18 protein-coding genes and 2 tRNA genes are annotated in these 19,436 nt (G+C 57.6%); 8 read left to right on the forward strand and 12 right to left on the reverse strand.

Features of this window, described 5'->3' with window-relative positions; translation table 11 throughout:
• Position 1: 1 nt before the first annotated feature.
• Positions 2 to 2,089, forward strand: a complete 2,088-nt coding sequence (gene recG, locus HXX25_RS04900) for an ATP-dependent DNA helicase RecG (RefSeq protein WP_187167390.1) — start codon at positions 2 to 4, stop codon at positions 2,087 to 2,089.
• Here the strand turns inward: recG and HXX25_RS04905 are convergent.
• Complete coding sequence (locus HXX25_RS04905; RefSeq protein WP_187167391.1) at positions 2,086 to 2,754, reverse strand: DUF502 domain-containing protein; 669 nt, start codon at positions 2,752 to 2,754, stop codon at positions 2,086 to 2,088. The genes recG and HXX25_RS04905 overlap by 4 nt on opposite strands.
• A gap of 115 nt (positions 2,755 to 2,869) precedes the next feature.
• On the opposite strand from HXX25_RS04905, the gene HXX25_RS04910 reads away from it, so the two are divergent.
• A complete protein-coding gene (locus HXX25_RS04910) occupies positions 2,870 to 4,087 on the forward strand; it encodes a DUF3089 domain-containing protein (RefSeq protein WP_187167392.1) in 1,218 nt (405 codons plus the stop codon).
• Here HXX25_RS04910 and rfaE2 read toward each other — a convergent pair.
• Positions 4,084 to 5,550: a D-glycero-beta-D-manno-heptose 1-phosphate adenylyltransferase gene (gene rfaE2 / locus HXX25_RS04915; protein ID WP_233346891.1), complete on the reverse strand. Its 1,467-nt coding sequence runs from the start codon at positions 5,548 to 5,550 to the stop codon at positions 4,084 to 4,086. The two genes, HXX25_RS04910 and rfaE2, sit on opposite strands and share 4 nt — an antisense overlap.
• Positions 5,551 to 5,574: 24 nt before the next feature.
• On the reverse strand, positions 5,575 to 6,429 hold the full coding sequence (gene kdsA, locus HXX25_RS04920; protein ID WP_187167393.1) for a 3-deoxy-8-phosphooctulonate synthase: 855 nt from the start codon (positions 6,427 to 6,429) through the stop codon (positions 5,575 to 5,577).
• 96 nt (positions 6,430 to 6,525) lie between these two features.
• Here kdsA and HXX25_RS04925 point away from each other — a divergent pair, with 96 nt between their 5' ends.
• From HXX25_RS04925 to HXX25_RS04940, 4 genes are read left to right on the forward strand one after another with little or no spacing between them, the layout of a single operon-like run.
• Positions 6,526 to 7,977, forward strand: coding sequence for a deoxyribodipyrimidine photo-lyase (locus HXX25_RS04925; RefSeq protein ID WP_187167394.1), 1,452 nt, complete (start codon positions 6,526 to 6,528; stop codon positions 7,975 to 7,977).
• Positions 7,974 to 9,335, forward strand: coding sequence for an NAD(P)/FAD-dependent oxidoreductase (locus HXX25_RS04930; RefSeq protein ID WP_187167395.1), 1,362 nt, complete (start codon positions 7,974 to 7,976; stop codon positions 9,333 to 9,335). Before HXX25_RS04925 ends, HXX25_RS04930 begins: the two co-directional genes overlap by 4 nt.
• A complete protein-coding gene (locus HXX25_RS04935) occupies positions 9,332 to 10,114 on the forward strand; it encodes a DUF1365 domain-containing protein (RefSeq protein ID WP_187167396.1) in 783 nt (260 codons plus the stop codon). Before HXX25_RS04930 ends, HXX25_RS04935 begins: the two co-directional genes overlap by 4 nt.
• 9 nt (positions 10,115 to 10,123) lie before the next feature.
• Positions 10,124 to 11,359, forward strand: coding sequence for a cyclopropane-fatty-acyl-phospholipid synthase family protein (locus HXX25_RS04940; protein WP_187167397.1), 1,236 nt, complete (start codon positions 10,124 to 10,126; stop codon positions 11,357 to 11,359).
• Here the strand turns inward: HXX25_RS04940 and HXX25_RS04945 are convergent.
• The 3 genes from HXX25_RS04945 to HXX25_RS04955 are packed head-to-tail and all read right to left on the reverse strand — an operon-like array spanning position 11,356 to position 14,167.
• A complete protein-coding gene (locus HXX25_RS04945) occupies positions 11,356 to 12,900 on the reverse strand; it encodes a cryptochrome/photolyase family protein (RefSeq protein ID WP_187167398.1) in 1,545 nt (514 codons plus the stop codon). The two genes, HXX25_RS04940 and HXX25_RS04945, sit on opposite strands and share 4 nt — an antisense overlap.
• The gene (locus tag HXX25_RS04950; protein WP_187167399.1) at positions 12,897 to 13,565 is read right to left on the reverse strand and encodes a DUF6134 family protein; all 669 of its coding nucleotides are present in this window, start codon (positions 13,563 to 13,565) and stop codon (positions 12,897 to 12,899) included. The genes HXX25_RS04945 and HXX25_RS04950 overlap by 4 nt, the downstream gene beginning before the upstream one ends.
• Positions 13,562 to 14,167, reverse strand: a complete 606-nt coding sequence (locus HXX25_RS04955; RefSeq protein ID WP_187167400.1) for a cupin domain-containing protein — start codon at positions 14,165 to 14,167, stop codon at positions 13,562 to 13,564. The genes HXX25_RS04950 and HXX25_RS04955 overlap by 4 nt, the downstream gene beginning before the upstream one ends.
• Positions 14,168 to 14,304: 137 nt before the next feature.
• On the opposite strand from HXX25_RS04955, the gene HXX25_RS04960 reads away from it, so the two are divergent.
• Positions 14,305 to 15,309 carry a cysteine synthase A gene (locus tag HXX25_RS04960; protein ID WP_187167401.1) on the forward strand — a complete coding sequence of 335 codons (1,005 nt, stop codon included), beginning with the start codon at positions 14,305 to 14,307 and terminating at the stop codon, positions 15,307 to 15,309.
• Here HXX25_RS04960 and HXX25_RS04965 read toward each other — a convergent pair.
• Positions 15,306 to 16,313 (reverse strand): amino acid ABC transporter substrate-binding protein, encoded by a 1,008-nt coding sequence (locus HXX25_RS04965; RefSeq protein WP_187167402.1) that lies wholly within the window; start codon positions 16,311 to 16,313, stop codon positions 15,306 to 15,308. The two genes, HXX25_RS04960 and HXX25_RS04965, sit on opposite strands and share 4 nt — an antisense overlap.
• 112 nt (positions 16,314 to 16,425) lie before the next feature.
• Between HXX25_RS04965 and metC the strand changes: the two genes are divergently transcribed.
• Positions 16,426 to 17,568: a cystathionine beta-lyase gene (metC, locus tag HXX25_RS04970; protein WP_187167403.1), complete on the forward strand. Its 1,143-nt coding sequence runs from the start codon at positions 16,426 to 16,428 to the stop codon at positions 17,566 to 17,568.
• 3 nt (positions 17,569 to 17,571) lie between these two features.
• Here metC and HXX25_RS04975 read toward each other — a convergent pair.
• From HXX25_RS04975 to HXX25_RS04995, 5 genes are all read right to left on the reverse strand, one after another.
• Positions 17,572 to 17,648, reverse strand: a tRNA-Arg gene (locus tag HXX25_RS04975).
• A gap of 30 nt (positions 17,649 to 17,678) precedes the next feature.
• A complete protein-coding gene (locus HXX25_RS04980) occupies positions 17,679 to 17,984 on the reverse strand; it encodes an ETC complex I subunit (protein WP_187167404.1) in 306 nt (101 codons plus the stop codon).
• 27 nt (positions 17,985 to 18,011) lie between these two features.
• A tRNA-Pro gene (locus tag HXX25_RS04985) sits at positions 18,012 to 18,088 on the reverse strand.
• A 62-nt stretch (positions 18,089 to 18,150) separates the two neighbouring features.
• Positions 18,151 to 18,744: a DUF192 domain-containing protein gene (locus HXX25_RS04990; protein WP_187167405.1), complete on the reverse strand. Its 594-nt coding sequence runs from the start codon at positions 18,742 to 18,744 to the stop codon at positions 18,151 to 18,153.
• A 54-nt stretch (positions 18,745 to 18,798) separates the two neighbouring features.
• On the reverse strand, positions 18,799 to 19,320 hold the full coding sequence (locus HXX25_RS04995; protein WP_187167406.1) for a cold shock domain-containing protein: 522 nt from the start codon (positions 19,318 to 19,320) through the stop codon (positions 18,799 to 18,801).
• Between the last annotated feature and the right edge of the window lie 116 nt (positions 19,321 to 19,436).

Below are 19,436 nucleotides of genomic sequence, written 5' to 3' on the forward strand. Positions count from 1 at the left end.
CATGCGGCCCGAGATTCTCTTCCCTCTCTTCAAGGAGGTCACCACTTTGCCCGGCATCGGCCCGAGACTGGCCGCGCTGGTCGTAAAAGTGGCCGGCGATCGGGTGCGGGATCTCGTGCTGTTCCGGCCGGTGTCGGTCGTGGACCGCAGCTTGCGCCCGACGATCTCCGAGGCACCGGAAGGTCAGATCGCCACCATCAAGTGTGAGGTAGAAGGTCATATCGAGCCGCCAAAAAGCCGCTTCACGCCCTACAAGGTCCGGATGAGCGACGAGACCGGCTTTCTGCACCTTGTTTATTTCAAACCACGCATTGATTACCTCAAACGCCTGCTTCCGGAGGGCGAAATCCGGATTGTATCCGGCAAGGTCGAGACCTTCGGTAGCGAAAAGCAGATCACCCACCCTGACCTCGTTCTGACCGAATCCGAAGCAGCGGAACTTGGCGGGCTGGAAACGGTATACCCCCTGACGCAAGGACTGAGCCTGAAAGTCCTGCGCAAGGCTATCCGGGCGGCGATGCAAAATCTGCCGCATCTGCCGGAATGGCATGACGGCTCGGTATTGCACGAACGAGGCTGGCCGGATTGGCACCATGCGCTGCAAAGCCTGCATTATCCGGAAACGCTTCCGGAAACAGACCCGGCCCATCCGGCGCGGCAGCGCCTGGCCTTCGATGAATTGTTCGCGCGTCAGCTGGCCTTGCAGATCGTGGCCCAACGCCGGCGCCGGCGCGCGGGTCAGCCGGTAGTCGGCGACAACTCCAGCATCAACAAAATCCTGACCGGCGCACCCTTTACCCCGACAAACGCACAAATGCGGTCCTTCGACGAAATTTCGGGTGATATGGCCTCTGACCGACGCATGATGCGCCTGCTTCACGGCGATGTCGGCTCCGGGAAGACCTTTGTCGCCGCCCTGGCGGCAGCGCGTGCCCATGAGGCCGGTCTGCAGACCGCCATAATGGCCCCCACCGAAATTCTGGCCCGGCAACTCGCACGCAATATGGAAATATTCCTGAAACCGGCGGGCATGAGCGTGGGCGTCATGACCGGGCGCGACAAGGGCAAGAAGCGCGGCGAGATACTGGAAAGACTGGCAACGGGTGGGATCAATGTGATTTGCGGCACTCATGCCCTGTTCCAGGAGGGCGTCGAGTTCGAGAAGCTGGGCCTTGTTATAATTGATGAGCAACACCGTTTTGGTGTGTCCGACAGATTGAAACTGTCGTCCAAGGGGCGGCGCCCGGAACTGCTGGTGATGACCGCGACCCCGATTCCGCGAACCCTGTCTTTGTCGGTTTACGGCCATATGGATATGTCGCGGCTGGACGAAAAGCCGGCGGGCCGCAAGCCGCCGGATACCCGCACGATTTCCATGGACCGTATTGACAGCGTCATCGATGGCGTCGGACGGGCCATCGAACGCCATGAACGTGCCTATTGGGTCTGTCCACTGGTCGAGGAATCCGATCTGTCAGATCTGTCAGCTGCAGAAGACCGGCATCGGCAACTCGCCGCCATATACGGCGCAGATCGCGTCGGACTTGTTCACGGACGCATGAACGCGAAAGACAAGGATGCCGAAGCGGTCCGATTCCGCAATGGCGAGATTGACATCCTGGTGGCGACAACCGTCATCGAGGTCGGAATCGACGCGCCAGATGCCACCATCATGATTATTGAACACGCCGAACGATTTGGCCTCGCCCAGCTCCATCAGCTGCGCGGCCGTGTCGGACGATCCGACAAGGCATCAACCTGTCTGCTTCTCTACCAGGCACCACTGGGCGAGATTGCCCGCAAACGCCTCGACATCATGAAACAGACCGATGACGGTTTTCTGATTGCCGAGGAAGACTGGAAACTGCGCGGCGCCGGCGATCCGCTCGGCGTTCGCCAGAGCGGACTGCCCGATTATCGGCTGGTCGATATCGAAGCCCATCTCGACTTGATCCCGCTCGCCAATGAGGCGGCAAAAAAGGCGGTCTATGAAGACCCGGATTTTACCGGCGAATACGCTGAGGCGCGCCGGGTTTTGCTTTATCTTTTCGAACAGGACGACGGCATTCGTCTGATTGAATCCGGCTAGTCGTTCTTCTTCAATCTGGCCGCTTTTTTCTTGATGTGTTCGGGCACGTTCGCGCGCGCCAGACCTTCTGGCGTAACCAACCCGAAGGATATGATCATCTTCGCGGCTTCTTCGACGGACATATCCAGCGGAGTCGTGCGCGAGCGCGGCGTGTAAAGCAGAAAGCCCGACGTCGGATTGGGCGTTGTCGGCACGAAAATACCAATCGAGTCCTCGCCGACATCCTCCTTGATTTCACCCTGAGCAGCCGCCGTGACAAACCCGATCGCGTAAGACCCCTGCGTCGGGAATTCAACGAGGACAACTTCCTGAAAGGATTGTTGGCGGCTCGAAAAGACCGTTTCGGCGATCTGTTTGACGGCCCCGTAGAGATTTCTCACAAGCGGGACCGAATTCAGCAAGCCTTCACCCATACTGATCAGCGTCCGCCCGAAGAAATTGGCCGCAAGCGCCCCCAGCAAGGTCAGCCCGACAACAGCCACAACCACGCCCAGCCCCGGCAGCGCAAATGGCAAATAGGTTTCCGGATTATACTGTGCCGGGATAAGTGGCTTGATGACCTGGTCCACGAAATTTACAAATGTATATATAATCCAGATGGTTACCGTCACCGGCAATGCAACGACGATCCCCGTCAGCAAACTATTTCTGAGCCAGCGAAACACGCTTGGTCTCCTTTGCAACAATTCAGACTGTCAATCCGGTTGATTCTGCGTCGAACTCGGCAACACTACGCGTCTGGCGGATCGACGCCAACACACAACGAGGTATCTGTCAGACATGGCTAATCTGTGGCAATCCGTATCCCGCGCCCGTATTGCGCTCTGGATGATCACAACGGCAATTGCCGGATTCCTGATGCTGGTGGCCCTGGCGGCCTGGGTGTTGCGCGACCAGATCTATCAATCGCTGCTGGATCCAGGTGAACCCTATCAGACCTACATCCTTCCGGAGGCACCCGATTACAATGATGTTGGCTCCTGGTATGCCCGTCCGGCAACGCTTTCGGATCAGCCGGCGGTGTTTTTCATTCATGGCACCACTTATCCCGGCGGATCGGACTGGAATGCAGCGATCAACGCCGAAGAACCCGCGAATCTGGTCATCGAGGAACAGCTCCCTAATTTCGCGGCACCCTTTTCGAGTGTGGGCGCGATATATGCCCCCCGTTATCGTCAGGCATCGCTCTACACATTCATGAACCTCCGCGAGGATGGCGTTGCCGCCCGCCTCACCGCTACAGCAGATGTGCGCACGGCTTTTGCCGCCTTCCTGACGACCATCGGCGAGGACCGGCCATTCATGATTGCCGGCGTCGGACAGGGCGGCCTGCACGGCCTCGCCGTCCTGACCGAGGATATCGCGCCCTACCCGGCCGTCCGCCGTCATCTGATAGCGGCCTATATTCTTGAATATCCGCTTCCGCTGGACCTCTTGCAGGGGCCACTGGCAGAGATTCCGGCCTGCGAACGTCCAGCGGACTATCGTTGCGCCTACAGCTATGTCTCCGCAATTTCGGAGAACGAAGACCGTATTCGTTATCTCACCGAACGGACCATGACCTGGGCGACAGGCGGGACGCTTGAACGTGTCGATGGCCGGGGGCTTCTGTGTATCAATCCCATTCTCGGGGCCCGCACGACTGACTACGCTCCTGCCCGCATGCATCGCGGCGGCGCCCAGGCATCCGGATTCCGCGAAGGCGCAAACCCGGCCGCCTTGCCGGCACAGACCGGCGCGCAATGCACGGATGGCGTGTTGATGACGGAGCCACCGCGCTCGCGCACCTTGCATCGTCCGGGGCGGCTCACAGAATATTTTCGCCTGCCGCCATTCAATCTTTTCTATGAAGATTTGCGTACGGATGCCGAGCAAAGACTGGCGGCTTTCCTTCCTGTTTTCGAAGCCGAAAATCAGTTGGCGCCGCCTCTGGAGCAGCCCGAAGAAATCGAAGATGTTCCGTTCCGACCCATTCCGGACCGCTCGGACGACAATTAATCCGGTTTGTCGGAAAGCCTTTGCAGAATACCCGTTGTGGACTTGCCTTCCACCAGCGGGATCAATCGAATTTCTCCGCCATAGGATCGCACGATATCGCCTCCAAGCGGCAACAAATCCTCCACCGAGTAGTCCGCCCCTTTCAGGTAGACATCCGGGCGCAGAGCCTCGATGAGATTTGCCGGGGTATCCTCTTCGAACACCACAATCTGATCCACAGCGGCGAGTGCTGACAGAACGCTGCCACGCGCATCGGCATCATTGACCGGACGCCCCTCACCTTTCAGAGCACGGACCGAAGCGTCTGAATTCAGACCGACGATCAAACGGTCGCAATGCGCACGCGCTTTCTCAAGGTAGCTGACATGCCCCGCATGAAGGATATCAAAGCAGCCATTGGTCAGACCGATTTTCAGGCCATGAAGCGCGCCAGCGGCGACGGTCTCAACCAGCTGGGCCAGTGACTGACCGCCCGACTTGGGACGGCCTGCACTCGCGACAGTCAGCAAGTCATCGGGCGAAACCGTTGCGGTTCCCACCTTGGTCACAACCTCACCCGAGGCATGGACCGCCGCTTCCATCGCGGTCCGCAAATCTGTCCCGGCGGCCAAAGCGATGGACAGCATCGAAATGGCCGTGTCACCCGCTCCGGAAACATCATAAACCTGACGGGGTCGAGCCCGGACATGCGTGGCGCCGCTCTGACCATAGAGGCTCATCCCCTTGGAACCGCGCGTCACAATGAGATGATCGACATCATCCAGCCGCTTGTAAACGTGCTCCAGGCCGTTGGTGGTGGCATCGTCGTCAACCGGATCAACGCCACATTCTTCAAACAATTCGAGCGCGTTGGGCTTGATCAGGAAAGCGCCATTATAGCGGGAAAAGTCCCGGCCACGCGGATCAACACAGACACGCTTCCCCGCCGCACGGGCGAGTTTCATGAGTTCAGCGCTGATGGCTGGTGACACGACGCCGCGGCCATAGTCCGACAGAATAACGATATCCGCGGTGTCCAGCTCGCTCTCGATCTTTGCCAGGACGGCTTTGGTGCTGGCCTCTGACAGACCCGATTTCGGATTGCGGTCCACGCAAAGCATCTGATGGCCATTTGATACAAAACGCGATTTCACCGGCGTCGGCCGATCCGTGTCGACAACAACAGCATCTCCAGCACCCTCACGGCGCAGCCTTTCCAGAACGTCGTGTCCTTCAGGATCATCGCCGACGACGCTGACCAGGGTCGCCTCCGCTCCGAGCGCACGCAGATTCCGGATCACATTTCCCGCACCCCCGAGCATCAGCTCAACGGCATCTTCATCCAGCACGGGCACCGGGGCTTCGCGCGATACACGATGGGTCGAGCCATAGACAAAACGGTCCAGAACGACATCGCCCACACACAGGATCCGCAATCCCTTTGCGCGCTCCAGAATGCCGGAGAGTGTGGTGATATCCATCATGACCTCGCAGGTTTTCGCGCCGGATTACCAGCCCTTGGTTAGCTGATCATACTCGAGCAGGCGCGAGACCATAGATTCAAATTGATCCAGTGGGACCATATTGGGGCCATCCGACGGTGCGCTGTCGGGATCCGGGTGGGTTTCCATGAAGACGGCCGCGACACCGATGGAAACGGCCGCGCGCGCCAGAACCGGCACAAACTCGCGTTGACCACCGCTGGTGCCGCCCTGGCCGCCGGGCTGTTGCACGGAGTGAGTGGCATCGAACACGACCGGACAGCCAATTTCGGCCAGAACCGGTAGAGATCGCATGTCAGAGACCAGTGTATTGTATCCGAAGCTGACACCGCGCTCGCAGGCCATGACATTGCCATTGCCCGCATCGGTCACCTTGGCGATGACGTTTTTCATATCCCAGGGCGCAAGGAATTGACCCTTTTTGACATTGATAACCTTGCCGGTCTTGGCGGCCGCGATCAGCAAATCGGTCTGGCGGCACAGGAAAGCCGGAATCTGCAGGACATCAACAGCTTGCGCCGCGATGGCACATTGCTCTGCGGTATGGACATCCGTCAGTACCGGAAGCCCGGTGGTATTCCGGATTTCCTCGAATATCGGCAAGGCCGATTCAAGGCCAATCCCGCGCGCACTGGAAATGCTGGTCCGGTTCGCCTTGTCAAAGGAGGTCTTGTAAACCAGCCCGATATCCAGCCGATCAGCGATTTCCTTGAGTTGGCCAGCGACATCAAGCGCATGCTCGCGGCTTTCGAGGGCACACGGCCCGGCCAGCATGACAAGCTTTTTTGTATTTGAAATCTGGATGGGCGCAGCGTTGGGACGCGGCACCTCGATAACGGCATTCGGTTGGCTGGTCGACATGATCTGTCTTTCTGCAACTTCGGTACGGACGGAACTGATCCGCTTTTCATCTGCTTACGTAGTTATGCAAGAAAAGAATAGAAGGCCGCTGAAGTTTTGTCCTCCAATTTGACTGCCCCGATCATCGTCTGGTTCCGTCAGGATTTGCGGCTTGCGGACAATCCGGCGCTGGAGGCAGCGGCCAATTCCGGTCACCCCGTCATCCCTGTCTACATACTCGATGATGAAACGCCCGGAGACTGGAAAATGGGAGGTGCCAGCCGTTGGTGGCTGCACCACAGCCTGAATGCACTTGCCGGCCAGCTGGAAGACCTCGGATCGCAATTGATCCTTCGCCGCGGCCCAGCCGACCAGGTTTTGGCGGAGCTTGTCGAGGACACCGGCACAAACGGTATTTTCTGGAACCGTTGCTACGAGCCCTTTCATCGCGAACGGGACGCAAAAATCAAATCCACTTTCTCAGACAAAGGCCTTACGGTCAGCTCGTTCAATGCCAATCTTCTGGCAGAGCCCTGGACGGTCAAAAACAAGTCCGGCGGACCCTTCAAGGTGTTCTCACCCTTCTGGCGTTCGGTGCGAAGCGAACTGCAACCGGATGCCCCGCTGAAAGCACCAGACGATCTGACGCCTCCGCAAAGCTGGCCGGCAAGCGATGAACTTAGAGGCTGGGCTTTGCTGCCAAAACATCCCGATTGGGCCAAAGGTTTCGAAAAAATATGGACTCCTGGCGAGGCCGGAGCGCTCGATCGCCTCAAGGAGTTCGTCGAAAACGGCGCGAAACATTATGCCGAAGGACGCGACCGCCCGGACAAAACCTTTACATCAGGACTGTCGCCGCATCTGCATTTTGGTGAAATCAGCCCTCGCCAGATCCTCGCCATCACCGAGAGCTGCCGCGAATCCATTGGCGATCGTAATGCCGAGAAATTCTTCAGCGAAATCGGCTGGAGGGAGTTCTCCTACAGCCTTCTCTTCAACTATCCGGATCTGCCACACGAAAACTATCAAAAGAAGTTTGATCACTTTCCCTGGCGCGAGGATCCGGAGGCCCTGACCGCATGGCAGCGTGGACAGACCGGCTACCCCATCGTCGACGCCGGCATGCGCGAGCTCTGGACCACGGGTGTCATGCACAACCGCGTCCGCATGATCGCGGCTTCCTTTCTGATCAAGCATTTGATGATTGACTGGCGCAAAGGCGAAAAATGGTTCTGGGATACGTTGGTCGATGCCGATCTCGCGAACAATTCCGCAAGTTGGCAATGGGTCGCGGGTTCAGGAGCCGATGCCGCACCCTATTTCAGAATTTTCAATCCCATCACCCAGGGCGAAAAATTCGACCCGGACGGAGATTATGTCCGGAAATGGGTGCCTGAAATCGCTCGCCTGCCCAACAAATATCTCAATCAGCCATGGGAGGCCGGCCCCCTCATTTTGAAGGAAGCCGGTATCCAACTCGGCAAAACCTACCCTGAACCGATTGTTGATCACAAAGCCGCTCGAGAGCGCGCGCTGGACGCATTCAAGAGCTTGAAGGAAACCGCATGAGCCCGATCATCACCCCCGATTTCGTCCAGCGAAAGAAAATTGCCATTATCGGTGCCGGGATTGCCGGCCTGGGAGCGGCCTGGGCGCTTCGCAAGGTGCATGATGTCACCTTGTTCGAGAAACGCGACCGCCTGGGCGGGCACGCAAATACCGTCGATATTGATTATGACGGGCAGGCAATCGCTGTCGATACCGGCTTTATTGTCTTCAATCCCCTCAACTACCCCAACATGGTCGCCTTTTTTGAAGAGCTCGGCGTCGAGTCAATCGATTCTGATATGAGTTTCAGTTTTGCCCTGGATGGCGATATTGAATGGTCGTCCAATGGGCTGGGTGGGCTCTTCGCCCAAAAGCGCAATGCGTTGCGCCCGTCATATCTCGGCATGCTGCGCGATGTGTTGCGATTCAACGCGGCAGCGCCGCGTGACCTGGAATCCGGCAAGTTGAACGGGCTCGGTCTCGGGCATTATCTCCTGCAGCTGGGCGTCGGCGAGCGCTTCATCCGGAATTACCTGCTGCCGATGGGGGCCGCCATCTGGTCTGCAAGCGAAGATGAAATGCGCGCCTATCCGGCCGATGCTTTTGTCCGATTTTTCCAGAACCATCGCCTGATGAATATGTCCCGCCCGCTCTGGCGCACGGTGAAAGGTGGCAGCCGGGAATACGTCAACAAAATTGCGGCGGATCTGGAGGGGCATATCCGCATGGCGGAGCCGGCAACCCGTATAGAACGTCAGGCACAGGGCGTCAGCATCCAAACTGATAGCGGCAGCCCCGAACACTTCGATGAAGTCATTCTGGCCTGTCATTCCAATCAGTCTCTGGCGCTCCTTGGTGATGCCGACACCTCGGAACAGGAATTGCTTGCGGCAATACCCTATTCTCCAAACCGGGCCGTATTGCACCGTGACCCGTCGCTTTGTCCCAAACGCGCGGGCGCAAGAGCCGCATGGAATTATTGCCGTGATGACGCAGACGGGCCTGCCTCGGTCACCTATGACATGAATCGCCTGCAGGGCATCGATCCCGCGAAGCCGCTATTTGTGACGCTCAATCCGCACCGCGCGCCGGATCCCGCCCTCACCTTTGGTGAATTCCAGTATGACCACCCGCAATTCAATACAGCGGGCCTCGCAGCACAGCGCATTTTCAACCAGGTCCAGGGCGTCCGCCACACCTGGTTTGCGGGCGCATGGCTCGGTTATGGATTCCATGAAGACGGGCTGAGGTCAGGCTTGCGAGTCGCACTTCGACTGGGCGGACAAATCCCCTGGGCTTTTGCCGAGGGCGATGTGAGCGGCGGCAGCTGGGGCAAACGCCCGTTCTTCACAGACCCGGCGCTTGTCGCAGCCGAATGACCAATCCCCTCCATATCTGGCGCGGATCGACGGCGCATACGCGCCTCAAGCCTTTTGAACACCGGTTCAGATATCCGGTGGCCATGATCGGAATTGATCTCGAGCGCCTGGATGAGGCGGGTCGTGTTACGCGGCTATTCGACGTCAACCGGGCCGGACTCTTCAGCTTTCACGAAAAAGACTTTGGCGCCCGTGACAATTCCTGCCTGCGGGATTGGTCCAAGCGGCAATTTACCGATGCCGGCATTCCGGACGTGAAGCGCATCGTCTTTATCTGCCAGCCGCGAATACTGGGCTATCAATTCAATCCGATTGCGCTGCATTTCGGCTATGACAGCGATAGTGCCCTTCTTGGCATTATCTATGAGGTCCACAATACTTTCGGCGATTCACACGCCTATGTCGCGCCCGTCAAAGGCCTCGCCGTGGAACAACACACCGCGAATAAGACGTTACACGTCTCGCCTTTTTTCGACGTCTCCGGCCAATATGAATTCGCCTTGCAGCCCCCGGATAACAATCTTTCACTGGCCATTCGAAAGATCGGCGAACAGGGACCGGATTTCCGCGCTTCCATGTCTCTTCAGCGCAAAGACGCAACCACCAGAGCGTTTCTCGCATGGTTTATCGGCTTTCCGTTCTCCACACTGACGACAATTACACTGATCCATTTCGAGGCCCTTCGCCTCTGGTTCAAGGGCGCGCGATACCATCGTCGCCCTTCTCCGCCCGCGCGGCCATCAACGCGGGTTCTGGAAACAAAGCCTCAAAACGAGTAAGGTCAAACAATGAACGCAGAGCCATCTTCGACACCCATGCTGGCGACACCGGACAGCATTCGCTCGCTTCGCGGCCTGCCCATGGGCATGAAGACGGCGCTGCGAATATTTTTGCGCCTGCCAAATGGCCAGCTCACTATCCGGTTTCCAAATGGTCAGCAGCTCACCTTCAAAGGCAAGTCACTCGGCCCCATAGCTGAGCTTCACGTACATGATTTCAAATTCGTGCGCCGGGCGCTTGCCGGCGGCGATATCGGCCTTGCCGAAGGCTTTATGGAGGGTGAATGGTCAACACCGGACCTGACCGCTCTGCTTTCTTTTTTCTCGGTCAATCTGGACTCAAAACCCGACATCGTTGCGGGCGGACCCGTCACACGGCTTTTCCACTGGGCCTATCACCTGCTCCGGGCGAATACCAAATCCGGCGCAAGGAAAAACATCGAAGCGCACTACGATCTGGGCAATGATTTCTATGAGAAATGGCTCGACCCGTCGATGACGTATTCGTCGGCGCGGTACACCAAGCCGGAACAGTCTCTGGAGGATGCCCAGCACGAGAAATATCGTGCCCTGGCCGATTCCATTGACTTGCAGGAAGGCGATCATGTCCTGGAAATCGGGTGTGGCTGGGGAGGCTTTGCCGAATACGCGGCCCGCGATCGCGGCGCGCGCGTCACCTGCCTCACCCTCTCAACCGAACAACGCGAATATGCCATCGAGCGTATGGACAAGCTGCAACTGGGCGACATGGTCGATATCAAATTGCAGGATTACCGGGACGAAACAGGCCTTTACGACAAGATCGCATCCATCGAGATGTTCGAAGCTGTCGGTCAGGAATACTGGCCGTCCTTTTTCAACAAGGTTCATGATTGCCTGAAACCGGGCGGTAAGGCGGGCCTTCAGATCATATCCATTCGCGATGATCTGTTCGAAACCTATGCCAAACGTGCCGACTTCATTCAGCGCTATATCTTCCCCGGCGGCGTTCTGCCCAGTCTCACACGCCTGAAGGAAGAGTTTGCCAGCGCCCAGTTGAAACTTGACCGGGTTGAGGCCTTCGCAACCGACTACGCGGATACGCTGGCAGATTGGATGAAACGTTTCACAGCCGCCTGGAGCGACATTCAGCCCCTCGGCTTTGACAATCGCTTCCGCCGGATGTGGGAATTCTATCTTGCGTATTGCGAAGCCGGTTTTCGCACAGGCCGGATTGATGTCGCGCAGTATGCGGTCAGCCGCTAGCTGATCCCGATTTCCCTGAAGAAGCGGCGGCTATCCTCACGGATGGCCGTTTTCTTTTCTTCATTCATTTTGGCAAGATTGCGAAACGGCATATTGAGGCGCGGATTGCCCTTCAGCCTGTCCTCATTTTCTATCAGGAAGTTCCAATAGAGATAATTGAAGGGGCAGGCTTTCGGGCCGTTTTTCTTGCTGACGGAATAATGACAATTCCCGCAATAATCCGACATGCGATTGATATAGGCGCCACTCGCCGCATAGGGCTTTGTCGCCATGACTCCGCCATCGGCAAAGAGCGACATACCGTGCGTATTGGGTAGCTCCACCCATTCATAGGCGTCCGCATATACGAGCAGATACCACTCCTCGACCTGTCGCGGATCGATGCCTGCCAACAGGGCGAAATTGCCCGTTATCATCAGTCTTTGAATGTGGTGCGCATAAGCGTGCTTGCGGGTGGTTTCGACCGTATCCCTCACGCAGGCCATGCGCGTATCCGCCGTCCAGTAGAAGTCTGGGAGAGATCGCGATGCGTCAAGAAAATTTGTGTTGGCATAGTCGGGCATTTTCATCCAGTAGAGCCCGCGCACATATTCCCGCCAGCCGATGATCTGCCGGATGAACCCCTCTACCGCATTGATCGGGGCGCGGCCATCCCGCCACTCCGCCTCAGCGCGACGGCAGACGTCCAGCGGATCGAGTAGCCCACAATTGAGGTAAAGCGCGATCACCGAGTGAAAGAGGAAGGATTCTCCCTGAACCATCGCGTCCTGATAATCGCCAAATTGAGCGAGGCAATGCCGGAAGAAATCGTCGAGATCCGCTTCCGCTGCCGCCCGCGTAACGCCGTAGGTAAAAGGCTCCAGATCACCAAAATGATCCGGAAAACGGTCTCGCACCAGAGCACAGACGTCCTCGGTGATGTGATCTTTCCTGTGTGCCCGGCGCTTCGGTAAAGAAACAGCCGCAGGAAGCCGCTTGCGATTATCCTGATCGAAATTCCACTGCCCCCCGGCCGGCAGATCGCCCTCCATCAGGAGACCGGTTTCCTTGCGCATCTCGCGATAGAAATATTCCATCGTCAGACGTTTGCGTCCCTCGGCCCATGTTGCGAAACGGTCGAGTGAGGCGATGAAGCGCGTATCCTCACGAATTTCGACGTCGATCCCCAGACGATCCGGCCAGCTTTTCATCTCTTCGAGAAGGCGCCACTCACCCGGCGCGGTGACAACGACACGGTCAAATATCCCGGTCGAAGTTTCAAGCGCACGCATTATTTCCCCGATCAGGGAACCCGAATTACCCGGATCATCGAGCGTGAAATAATGAACGGCCATACCCGCCGACCTTATCTCGTCGGCGAAATGGCGCATCGCCGAAAAGAGAAAGGCGATCTTCTTCTTGTGATGCCTGACATAGGTCGCCTCGGCATGGACTTCGGCCATGACGACAAGATCGCCATCCCGGTAATCGCTCAAGGATGAAATGGTGGGCGAAAGCTGATCGCCCAGCACCAGTCTCAGACTTCGCGGCGTTTCACTCACACGTCACGGCGCACATAGGTAATGTCCTGACCGCGAACCGAAAATTGGCTTCTGACCCATTCGCCATTGGCATCATACCAGAGATCAAGGGTGAGTGACCCTTCCATGCGAACGTGGCGGGCTTCGATTGTTCGCCCGCCCACCTCGATCATGGCCTGGCCCAATTCGGTAATGGTGACCGGCATTTCGGTGCCGGTCTCGGTATTCAGCACTGTGTCCAGTCCGACAGCATAACCGCCCCAGTGGCTCGATGGTGGCAATGATGACGGAAGGCTGACAGGCTGTGAATTTCCGTCTTCATCAGACCCCTGCCCCGCATAGACATCGCCATTTCTGGCAATATCGACGGACAGACGGTCTCCGTCTTTCAAAGTGGATGTCTGAAGGCTGACAAGCTCGCCATCACGATAGACCTCGACCGAGTCATGCTCATACCGGAAAGCGGTAATCGGGCCGATACGAACGCGAAGATCAACATCCGTCGTAACGCGCAACTCATCACCGTTTTCCTCAAACCGCAGAATGTGCGTACCGAAGGGGCTGTCGCCGCGAAAGACGTCGAAGGCAATTACGCCAGCATCCGGCACAGACTCCCGGTTTGCGGCCTCGCCAGAACTCATCATGGCCGACGTCAGAAGTATGCTCGCGAAGATCATGCGCATCATGTCAGTATCCTTGCTGCGATCGACATTAACGGATTTCGGAATCGATATCCGCCGAGAGAAACGGCAAAACAGATGCAAGGCTCGCCTTCAAGCCCGACCGGTGTGTGCGGCTCGCCGGCTTCGCCCGCGCAAACATCACCGCGATGATAGACACCTTTCTCGTCGGAAAAGCCCCCCTGAAGCACAAGCGTGAGCTCCTGGCCTCTGTGATCGTGGTGGGGGATGGCCGAACCCGGCTGTATTTTCAATAGCCGCGCATCGACACCCGGCTCGCACAAGCGATTGATTTTACGACCCTGAACACCCCCAAGCTTGCTGCGCCAGGGACTGTCCGACGCATTGAAACCGTAGCGATGGAGGGCCGTCGGATAAAGCGGGTCTGTCCGGATCGGGACAGACACCGGCTCATTGGACAGCGAAAGAGGTGTATTACTCTGTATGTCATCCCAGATGTCTTCGGTCATCAAGGCCGCGCCGATCCGGTCAGCGAGCTCCAGTTTCGCGCGGATCTCCGCATTGATCTCGGACGCGCAGTCCACCAGAACCCGCACCGCCAGAGGGGCCGCTCCGCTCGAATGATCAAGAATCCACTGGTCTTCCATCTTAAACTTCACCTGCCAAACATGGTTGTTCTAAGGAGTTTTACGCAATCGCGGCATTTCCGGATCACATTACGCAGGCAATCCTTGCAGCGTTATTGTGCCCCCCTTACTTTCAGTGCACCGAACAGGATGGCCCGATGACAAACGCCCGGAATATTATTGATCTCATTGGCAATACGCCTCTGCTTCGACTGGAAAAAGCCTCACGCGAAACCGGCTGCGAAATATGGGGAAAAGCCGAGTTCATGAACCCGGGAGGATCCATCAAGGATCGTGCCGCGCTCGGTATTATCCGCGAAGCCGCAAAGTCCGGTGCCTTGAAGCCCGGTGGCACGATTGTTGAGGGCACCGCCGGCAATACCGGCATTGGTTTGGCCATGGTCGGGGCGGCACTGGGATATCGCGTCGTGATCGTTTTTCCGCGCACTCAGTCGAGGGAAAAAAAGGACGCCATTCGCCTCATGGGTGCCGAACTCATCGAAGTCGATGCGGTGCCTTACGCCAATCCCAACCACTATGCGCGGTATTCCGGCCAGCTGGCCGAAGAACTGAACCGGACGGAGCCGAATGGCGCCATATGGGCCAATCAGTTCGACAATACAGACAATCGGAAAACTCATTACGACACAACGGCGCCGGAAATCTGGGATCAGCTTGATGGCAAGGTCGACGGGTTTATTTGCGCTGTGGGTTCGGGCGGCACGCTGGGCGGCGTTTCCATGGCATTCAAGGAACGAAACCCCGATATCCGGATCGGTCTGGCGGATCCAGGCGGAGCGGCGCTCTATGGCTTTTATGCGGAGGGCGAATTATGCGCCTCGGGCACATCCATCACCGAAGGCATCGGACAGAGCCGCATCACGAAGAATCTCGAGAATGTCATCGTCGATAAAGCCTACCGGATTTCGGATGAAGAAGCCCTGCCAATCCTGTTCGACCTCGTGCAGGACGAAGGGCTTTGCCTCGGCGGCTCGGCAGGCGTGAATATTGCTGGTGCTATTCGTCTCGCAAAAGACATGGGCCCGGGCCATACCATCGTGACCATCCTTTGCGATCACGGTTCCCGCTACCAGAGCAAGCTCTACAACCCAGATTTTCTACGCGAAAAGGGCCTGCCCGTGCCAGCCTGGCTGGACGGTTAGCGGAAGGGCGGCGAATACAGCAACCCGCCTTCCGTCCATTGGGAATTAAGCCCCCGCCTTAAACCCAACTCGGAACCCTGCCCCAGGTTTCGATCAAATATATCGCCATAATTGCCGGTGGCCCGCAGCATCACCGCCGCAAAATCCGGCTCCAGCCCGAGGCGTTCGCCAAAATCATCCTCGACGCCCAGCAATCGCCTGATTTCCCGGTTGGTGCTTGTTTCCGAAACGCTATCCACATTGGCAGACGTCACACCGAATTCCTCAGCCGCAATAAGCGAAAACAACACCCACCGCGAAATATCGAGAAATTGCGAGTCGCCCGAGCGGATGACCGGCCCGAGGGGCTCCTTGGAGATGACGTCCGGCAACAGGATATGATCCGATGGCGTCTCCAGGCTGACGCGAAGCCCGGCCAGTGACGACAGGTCATTTGTGTAGACATCACATTCGCCGCCAGCATAGCCATCGAGGCCGGCCTGCGCCGTCGGGTATTCAATGACCTCGACATTGAGCGTGTTGGCCGCAATGAAATCTTCCAGATTGAGCGCCGTTGTGGTGCTGCCCTGAACACATATCCGGGCCCCATTGATGTCGCGCGCACTCGAAATGCCCAGATCCGCAGGCACCATGAAGCCCTGCCCGTCAAAATAGGCAATTCCGGCAAAGTCGAACCCTTCCCCGACATCGCGCGCAAACGTCCAGCTGGTATTCCGCACGAGAATATCGATCTCGCCATCTGCAAGTGCGGTGAATCGTTCGGCGGTGGTGACGGGCACAAAACGCACATCATCCGCATCCCCGAGAATGGCCGCCGCATAGGCCCGGCAGATATCGGTATCAAAACCGGTCCAGCGTCCATCATCCTGCTGCTGGGCAAATCCGGTCAGCCCACCATCCACACCGCAGAGAAGTTCGCCTCTCGTCTCGATAACCCGCAATGTGGCACCGGACTGCGCGACCTCACCTGTGTCCAGCGCGAACCCCGCCAGACCGCCCAGCATAACGACAGCGGCTTCTCGCAGTCGGCGCGGAGACAAGAAGGATAGGGGCGACACCGGGACAAAACTCCTATTGAATAAGCGGAACCTGAGAATGTGTTTAACGGGGAATCGAATGAAGCGCGACACCCAATTATCGCGTGCCGGCCGCGCACACCACGGAACCCGATCCGTAAACGCTTCGGTCAACCGCGCTTCGACCATCCTCGCGGGCACGGCACACGAACTCTATAACCGGCCAGATGGTACGCCGCTTTACGGGCGATTTGGAACCGATAGTCAGAATGCATTGCGCCATGCACTTTGCGAAATGCAGAAGGCCGACTATTGCGCGCTGGCGCCATCCGGCTTGTCCGCCATGACACTGACGGCCATCGCAGAGGTGAAAGCCGGTGGGCATTTGCTGGCTTCAGACAGCCTGTATGGCCCGACGCGCATGTTTCTGTCGGATACCGTCACCCGCTGGGGCATCGACGTTGAATACTACGACCCCCGGATCGGTGCCGGGATCAGAGATCGGCTGAAACAGAACACGCAATTGGTATTCTGCGAGTCGCCCGGCTCGCTGACCTTCGAGGTTCAGGATATCCCCGCCATCACGAAGGCCGCCGCAAAAGTGGGGGCCCGCGTCATGGTCGATGACACCTGGTCAGCCGGTCTGAATGCCAACATGCTCGACCTGGGCGCAGATTATGCCGCCCAGTCCCTGACCAAATACATGGGTGGCCATTCAGATGTCATCATGGGCGCGGTTGTTGCGCGGGGCGATGCCGCCCGGCGTCTGAAGGACGCTGAATGGCGCATGGGGTTCAACGTCTCGCCGGATGATGCCTTCCTCGTACTCCGCGGTCTTCGAACGCTGGCACTTCGGTTCGAAAAAAGCGCTGCAACGTCTCTCGAAATCGCGCAACGCTTGGCGGAGCACTCCGCCGTTTCGGCCGTGATCCACCCTGCCCGGCCCGACCATCCCGATTACGCGATCTATCAGCGCGATTTCACGGCCCCGGCGGGCGTCTTCGCCATCGAATTTCCCGGATGGGATATCGCGCAAAGCGAGCGCTTTCTGGATGCCTTGAAAATTTTCGGTCTCGGATTTTCCTGGGGCGGGTATGAAAGCCTCGCCGTGCATTGCGATCCGCAATTGCGCCGCCAATTCCGGTCAAGAAGGGATGGCGCACTGATCCGCCTGGCGATCGGCCTGGAGGACGTCGAGGATTTGTGGGCAGATCTGGAACAGGCAATAAAAGCCAGCGCCTAAGCGTGGCGACCCCGGCAGGACTCGAACCTGCAACCGTCGGATTAGAAGTCCGGTGCTCTATCCAGTTGAGCTACGGGGCCGTGCGCGCGGCAGGCCGCACCCAACCGGCTTTAATGCGACCAGGGTTCTTTCCGGTCAGCAGAAAAATTCGATGCGTATGTTTTCGGCTTGCGGACAATGTCCGCTTTTTCGGTCACGCGATACGGAATTCCGTATTTCTTTGCGTAGGCGACCGCCTGATCCAGTTCGGCAAATTTCAGGCGAACCTGAGCCGACATATCGGTTGTCGAATTCCAGCCCATAAGCGGGTCCGGGCGTTTGGCCATGGACGGCTCGAACTCAAGAACCCAGTTCCGGGTCTTGGCCTGACCTGACTGCATGGCGGTCCGAGAAGGACGGTAAATCTTTGCAAACATGATAGCCCGCAAGGCCTCCAGAATTAATGGTCGGGGCGGCAAGATTCGAACTTGCGACCCCTCGGTCCCAAACCGAGTGCTCTACCAGACTGAGCCACGCCCCGACAAATGAATCCCGTTCTCGTGAGGCGGTGTTTAGTGATGTCCTGCCGGGCTGGCAAGCCAATCACTCTTCTTCAGGTGCAGCGGGCACATCTGCGTCGACATCGCCGTCGGGATTTGCATCCTCATCTGTAACTGAATCCTCTTCAGATACAGCGACTTCCGTATTGTCAAATATCGCATGACGCACGATATCACCCGGCCGGATTCCGGCATCGCGCGTCAGCCCGCCACGCACTTCCAATACGCCAAGAACCGGGAAATCCGAAGGCAGGGACCGCAAGGAATGGGGCCGGGCATTGGCAATGATCTTCAGAACTTCACCATTCGGGGCAATGTAAATCAGGTCGAGCGGGATCAGGGTATTCCGCATCCACATGGAAACGGTTTGCACTTCCTGATAATCAAACAGCATGCCTTCATTATCGGCCAGCGACTCGCGGAACATGAGGCCGCGCTGGCGCTCGGTATCGCTGTCGGCAATCAGGGCCTCGAAAACAACATCACCGTCCTGCGTCTCGACAATCACGGTTTCCGGCGCGCCGAATTCAATGACGGTTTCAGGATGAGCGGGATCGCCAACAGGTGCAGGTGGCAGCTGTGCGAAAGCGGCCGGCACAAAGAGTGCGAATACCGCGAAAATCAGAAAGCGTTTCATGCCGCGCAAGCTAGCCGGAGGCTGCGTCTTTCGCAATTGCCGATGGCTGTAATATCAGGCGTATTGTTTGGGGTAGACTTCCGCCGCGAGAATGCCTTTCGGGCCATCCGTACACCGGGCTTGCATGGTTTCGCCGGGATGGACTTCATCAATGCCCGCACGCCGCAATGTCGCCGCGTGCAAAAAGACATCTCCATCCACACCGTCAACGTCCAGGAACCCGAATCCGCGATCGGCATCAAACCACTTCACGACAGCGGCACTCACGCCTGCATCCGGCTCACGCCGGGGATGAAACCGTCGTGGACGCGGCTCCGCCGCGACCCCGCCTTCCAGTGACATGATTTCAACGGCCTGACGGCCCTTGTCTCCGCTGATCGCCAGGCATTTGACGTGAGCTCCTTCGGGCGCTGTCATTCGACCCGACATGCGTAGCCGACTGGCATGCAACAGCACGTCACCCAGGCCATCTTTTGTTTCGATAAACCCATAGCCACGCGTGGGATCAAACCATTTGACGCGGCCTTCTATGACTGAAGCCAGTTCTTCCGGACTGGTATCCGCTTCTATTGTCATGACGCTCCCCCACAACACAACTGTCAGGGGAATTAATGTAACCAATTCGTCATGAAAGGGAATACGAATCGTTCATAAATATGAACGCCAATGCGAGGGCATTGATATTGCTAAAT

This window comes from Hyphobacterium sp. CCMP332 (assembly GCF_014323565.1).
GTDB lineage: Bacteria > Pseudomonadota > Alphaproteobacteria > Caulobacterales > Maricaulaceae > Hyphobacterium.

Excerpts from the sequence above, each read along its gene's own strand:
- HXX25_RS04955 (WP_187167400.1), bottom strand. The coding sequence starts at position 14,167 with ATGGAAGACCAGTGGATTCTTGATCATTCGAGCGGAGCGGCCCCTCTG.
- HXX25_RS04940 (WP_187167397.1), top strand. The coding sequence starts at position 10,124 with ATGAACGCAGAGCCATCTTCGACACCCATGCTGGCGACACCGGACAGC.
- HXX25_RS04935 (WP_187167396.1), top strand. The coding sequence starts at position 9,332 with ATGACCAATCCCCTCCATATCTGGCGCGGATCGACGGCGCATACGCGC.
- metC (WP_187167403.1), top strand. The coding sequence starts at position 16,426 with ATGAAGCGCGACACCCAATTATCGCGTGCCGGCCGCGCACACCACGGA.
- recG (WP_187167390.1), top strand. The coding sequence starts at position 2 with ATGCGGCCCGAGATTCTCTTCCCTCTCTTCAAGGAGGTCACCACTTTG.
- HXX25_RS04965 (WP_187167402.1), bottom strand. The coding sequence starts at position 16,313 with ATGCTGGGCGGTCTGGCGGGGTTCGCGCTGGACACAGGTGAGGTCGCG.
- HXX25_RS04960 (WP_187167401.1), top strand. The coding sequence starts at position 14,305 with ATGACAAACGCCCGGAATATTATTGATCTCATTGGCAATACGCCTCTG.
- HXX25_RS04990 (WP_187167405.1), bottom strand. The coding sequence starts at position 18,744 with ATGAAACGCTTTCTGATTTTCGCGGTATTCGCACTCTTTGTGCCGGCC.
- HXX25_RS04980 (WP_187167404.1), bottom strand. The coding sequence starts at position 17,984 with ATGTTTGCAAAGATTTACCGTCCTTCTCGGACCGCCATGCAGTCAGGT.
- HXX25_RS04995 (WP_187167406.1), bottom strand. The coding sequence starts at position 19,320 with ATGACAATAGAAGCGGATACCAGTCCGGAAGAACTGGCTTCAGTCATA.
- HXX25_RS04930 (WP_187167395.1), top strand. The coding sequence starts at position 7,974 with ATGAGCCCGATCATCACCCCCGATTTCGTCCAGCGAAAGAAAATTGCC.
- kdsA (WP_187167393.1), bottom strand. The coding sequence starts at position 6,429 with ATGTCGACCAGCCAACCGAATGCCGTTATCGAGGTGCCGCGTCCCAAC.
- HXX25_RS04950 (WP_187167399.1), bottom strand. The coding sequence starts at position 13,565 with ATGATGCGCATGATCTTCGCGAGCATACTTCTGACGTCGGCCATGATG.
- rfaE2 (WP_233346891.1), bottom strand. The coding sequence starts at position 5,550 with ATGATGGATATCACCACACTCTCCGGCATTCTGGAGCGCGCAAAGGGA.
- HXX25_RS04910 (WP_187167392.1), top strand. The coding sequence starts at position 2,870 with ATGGCTAATCTGTGGCAATCCGTATCCCGCGCCCGTATTGCGCTCTGG.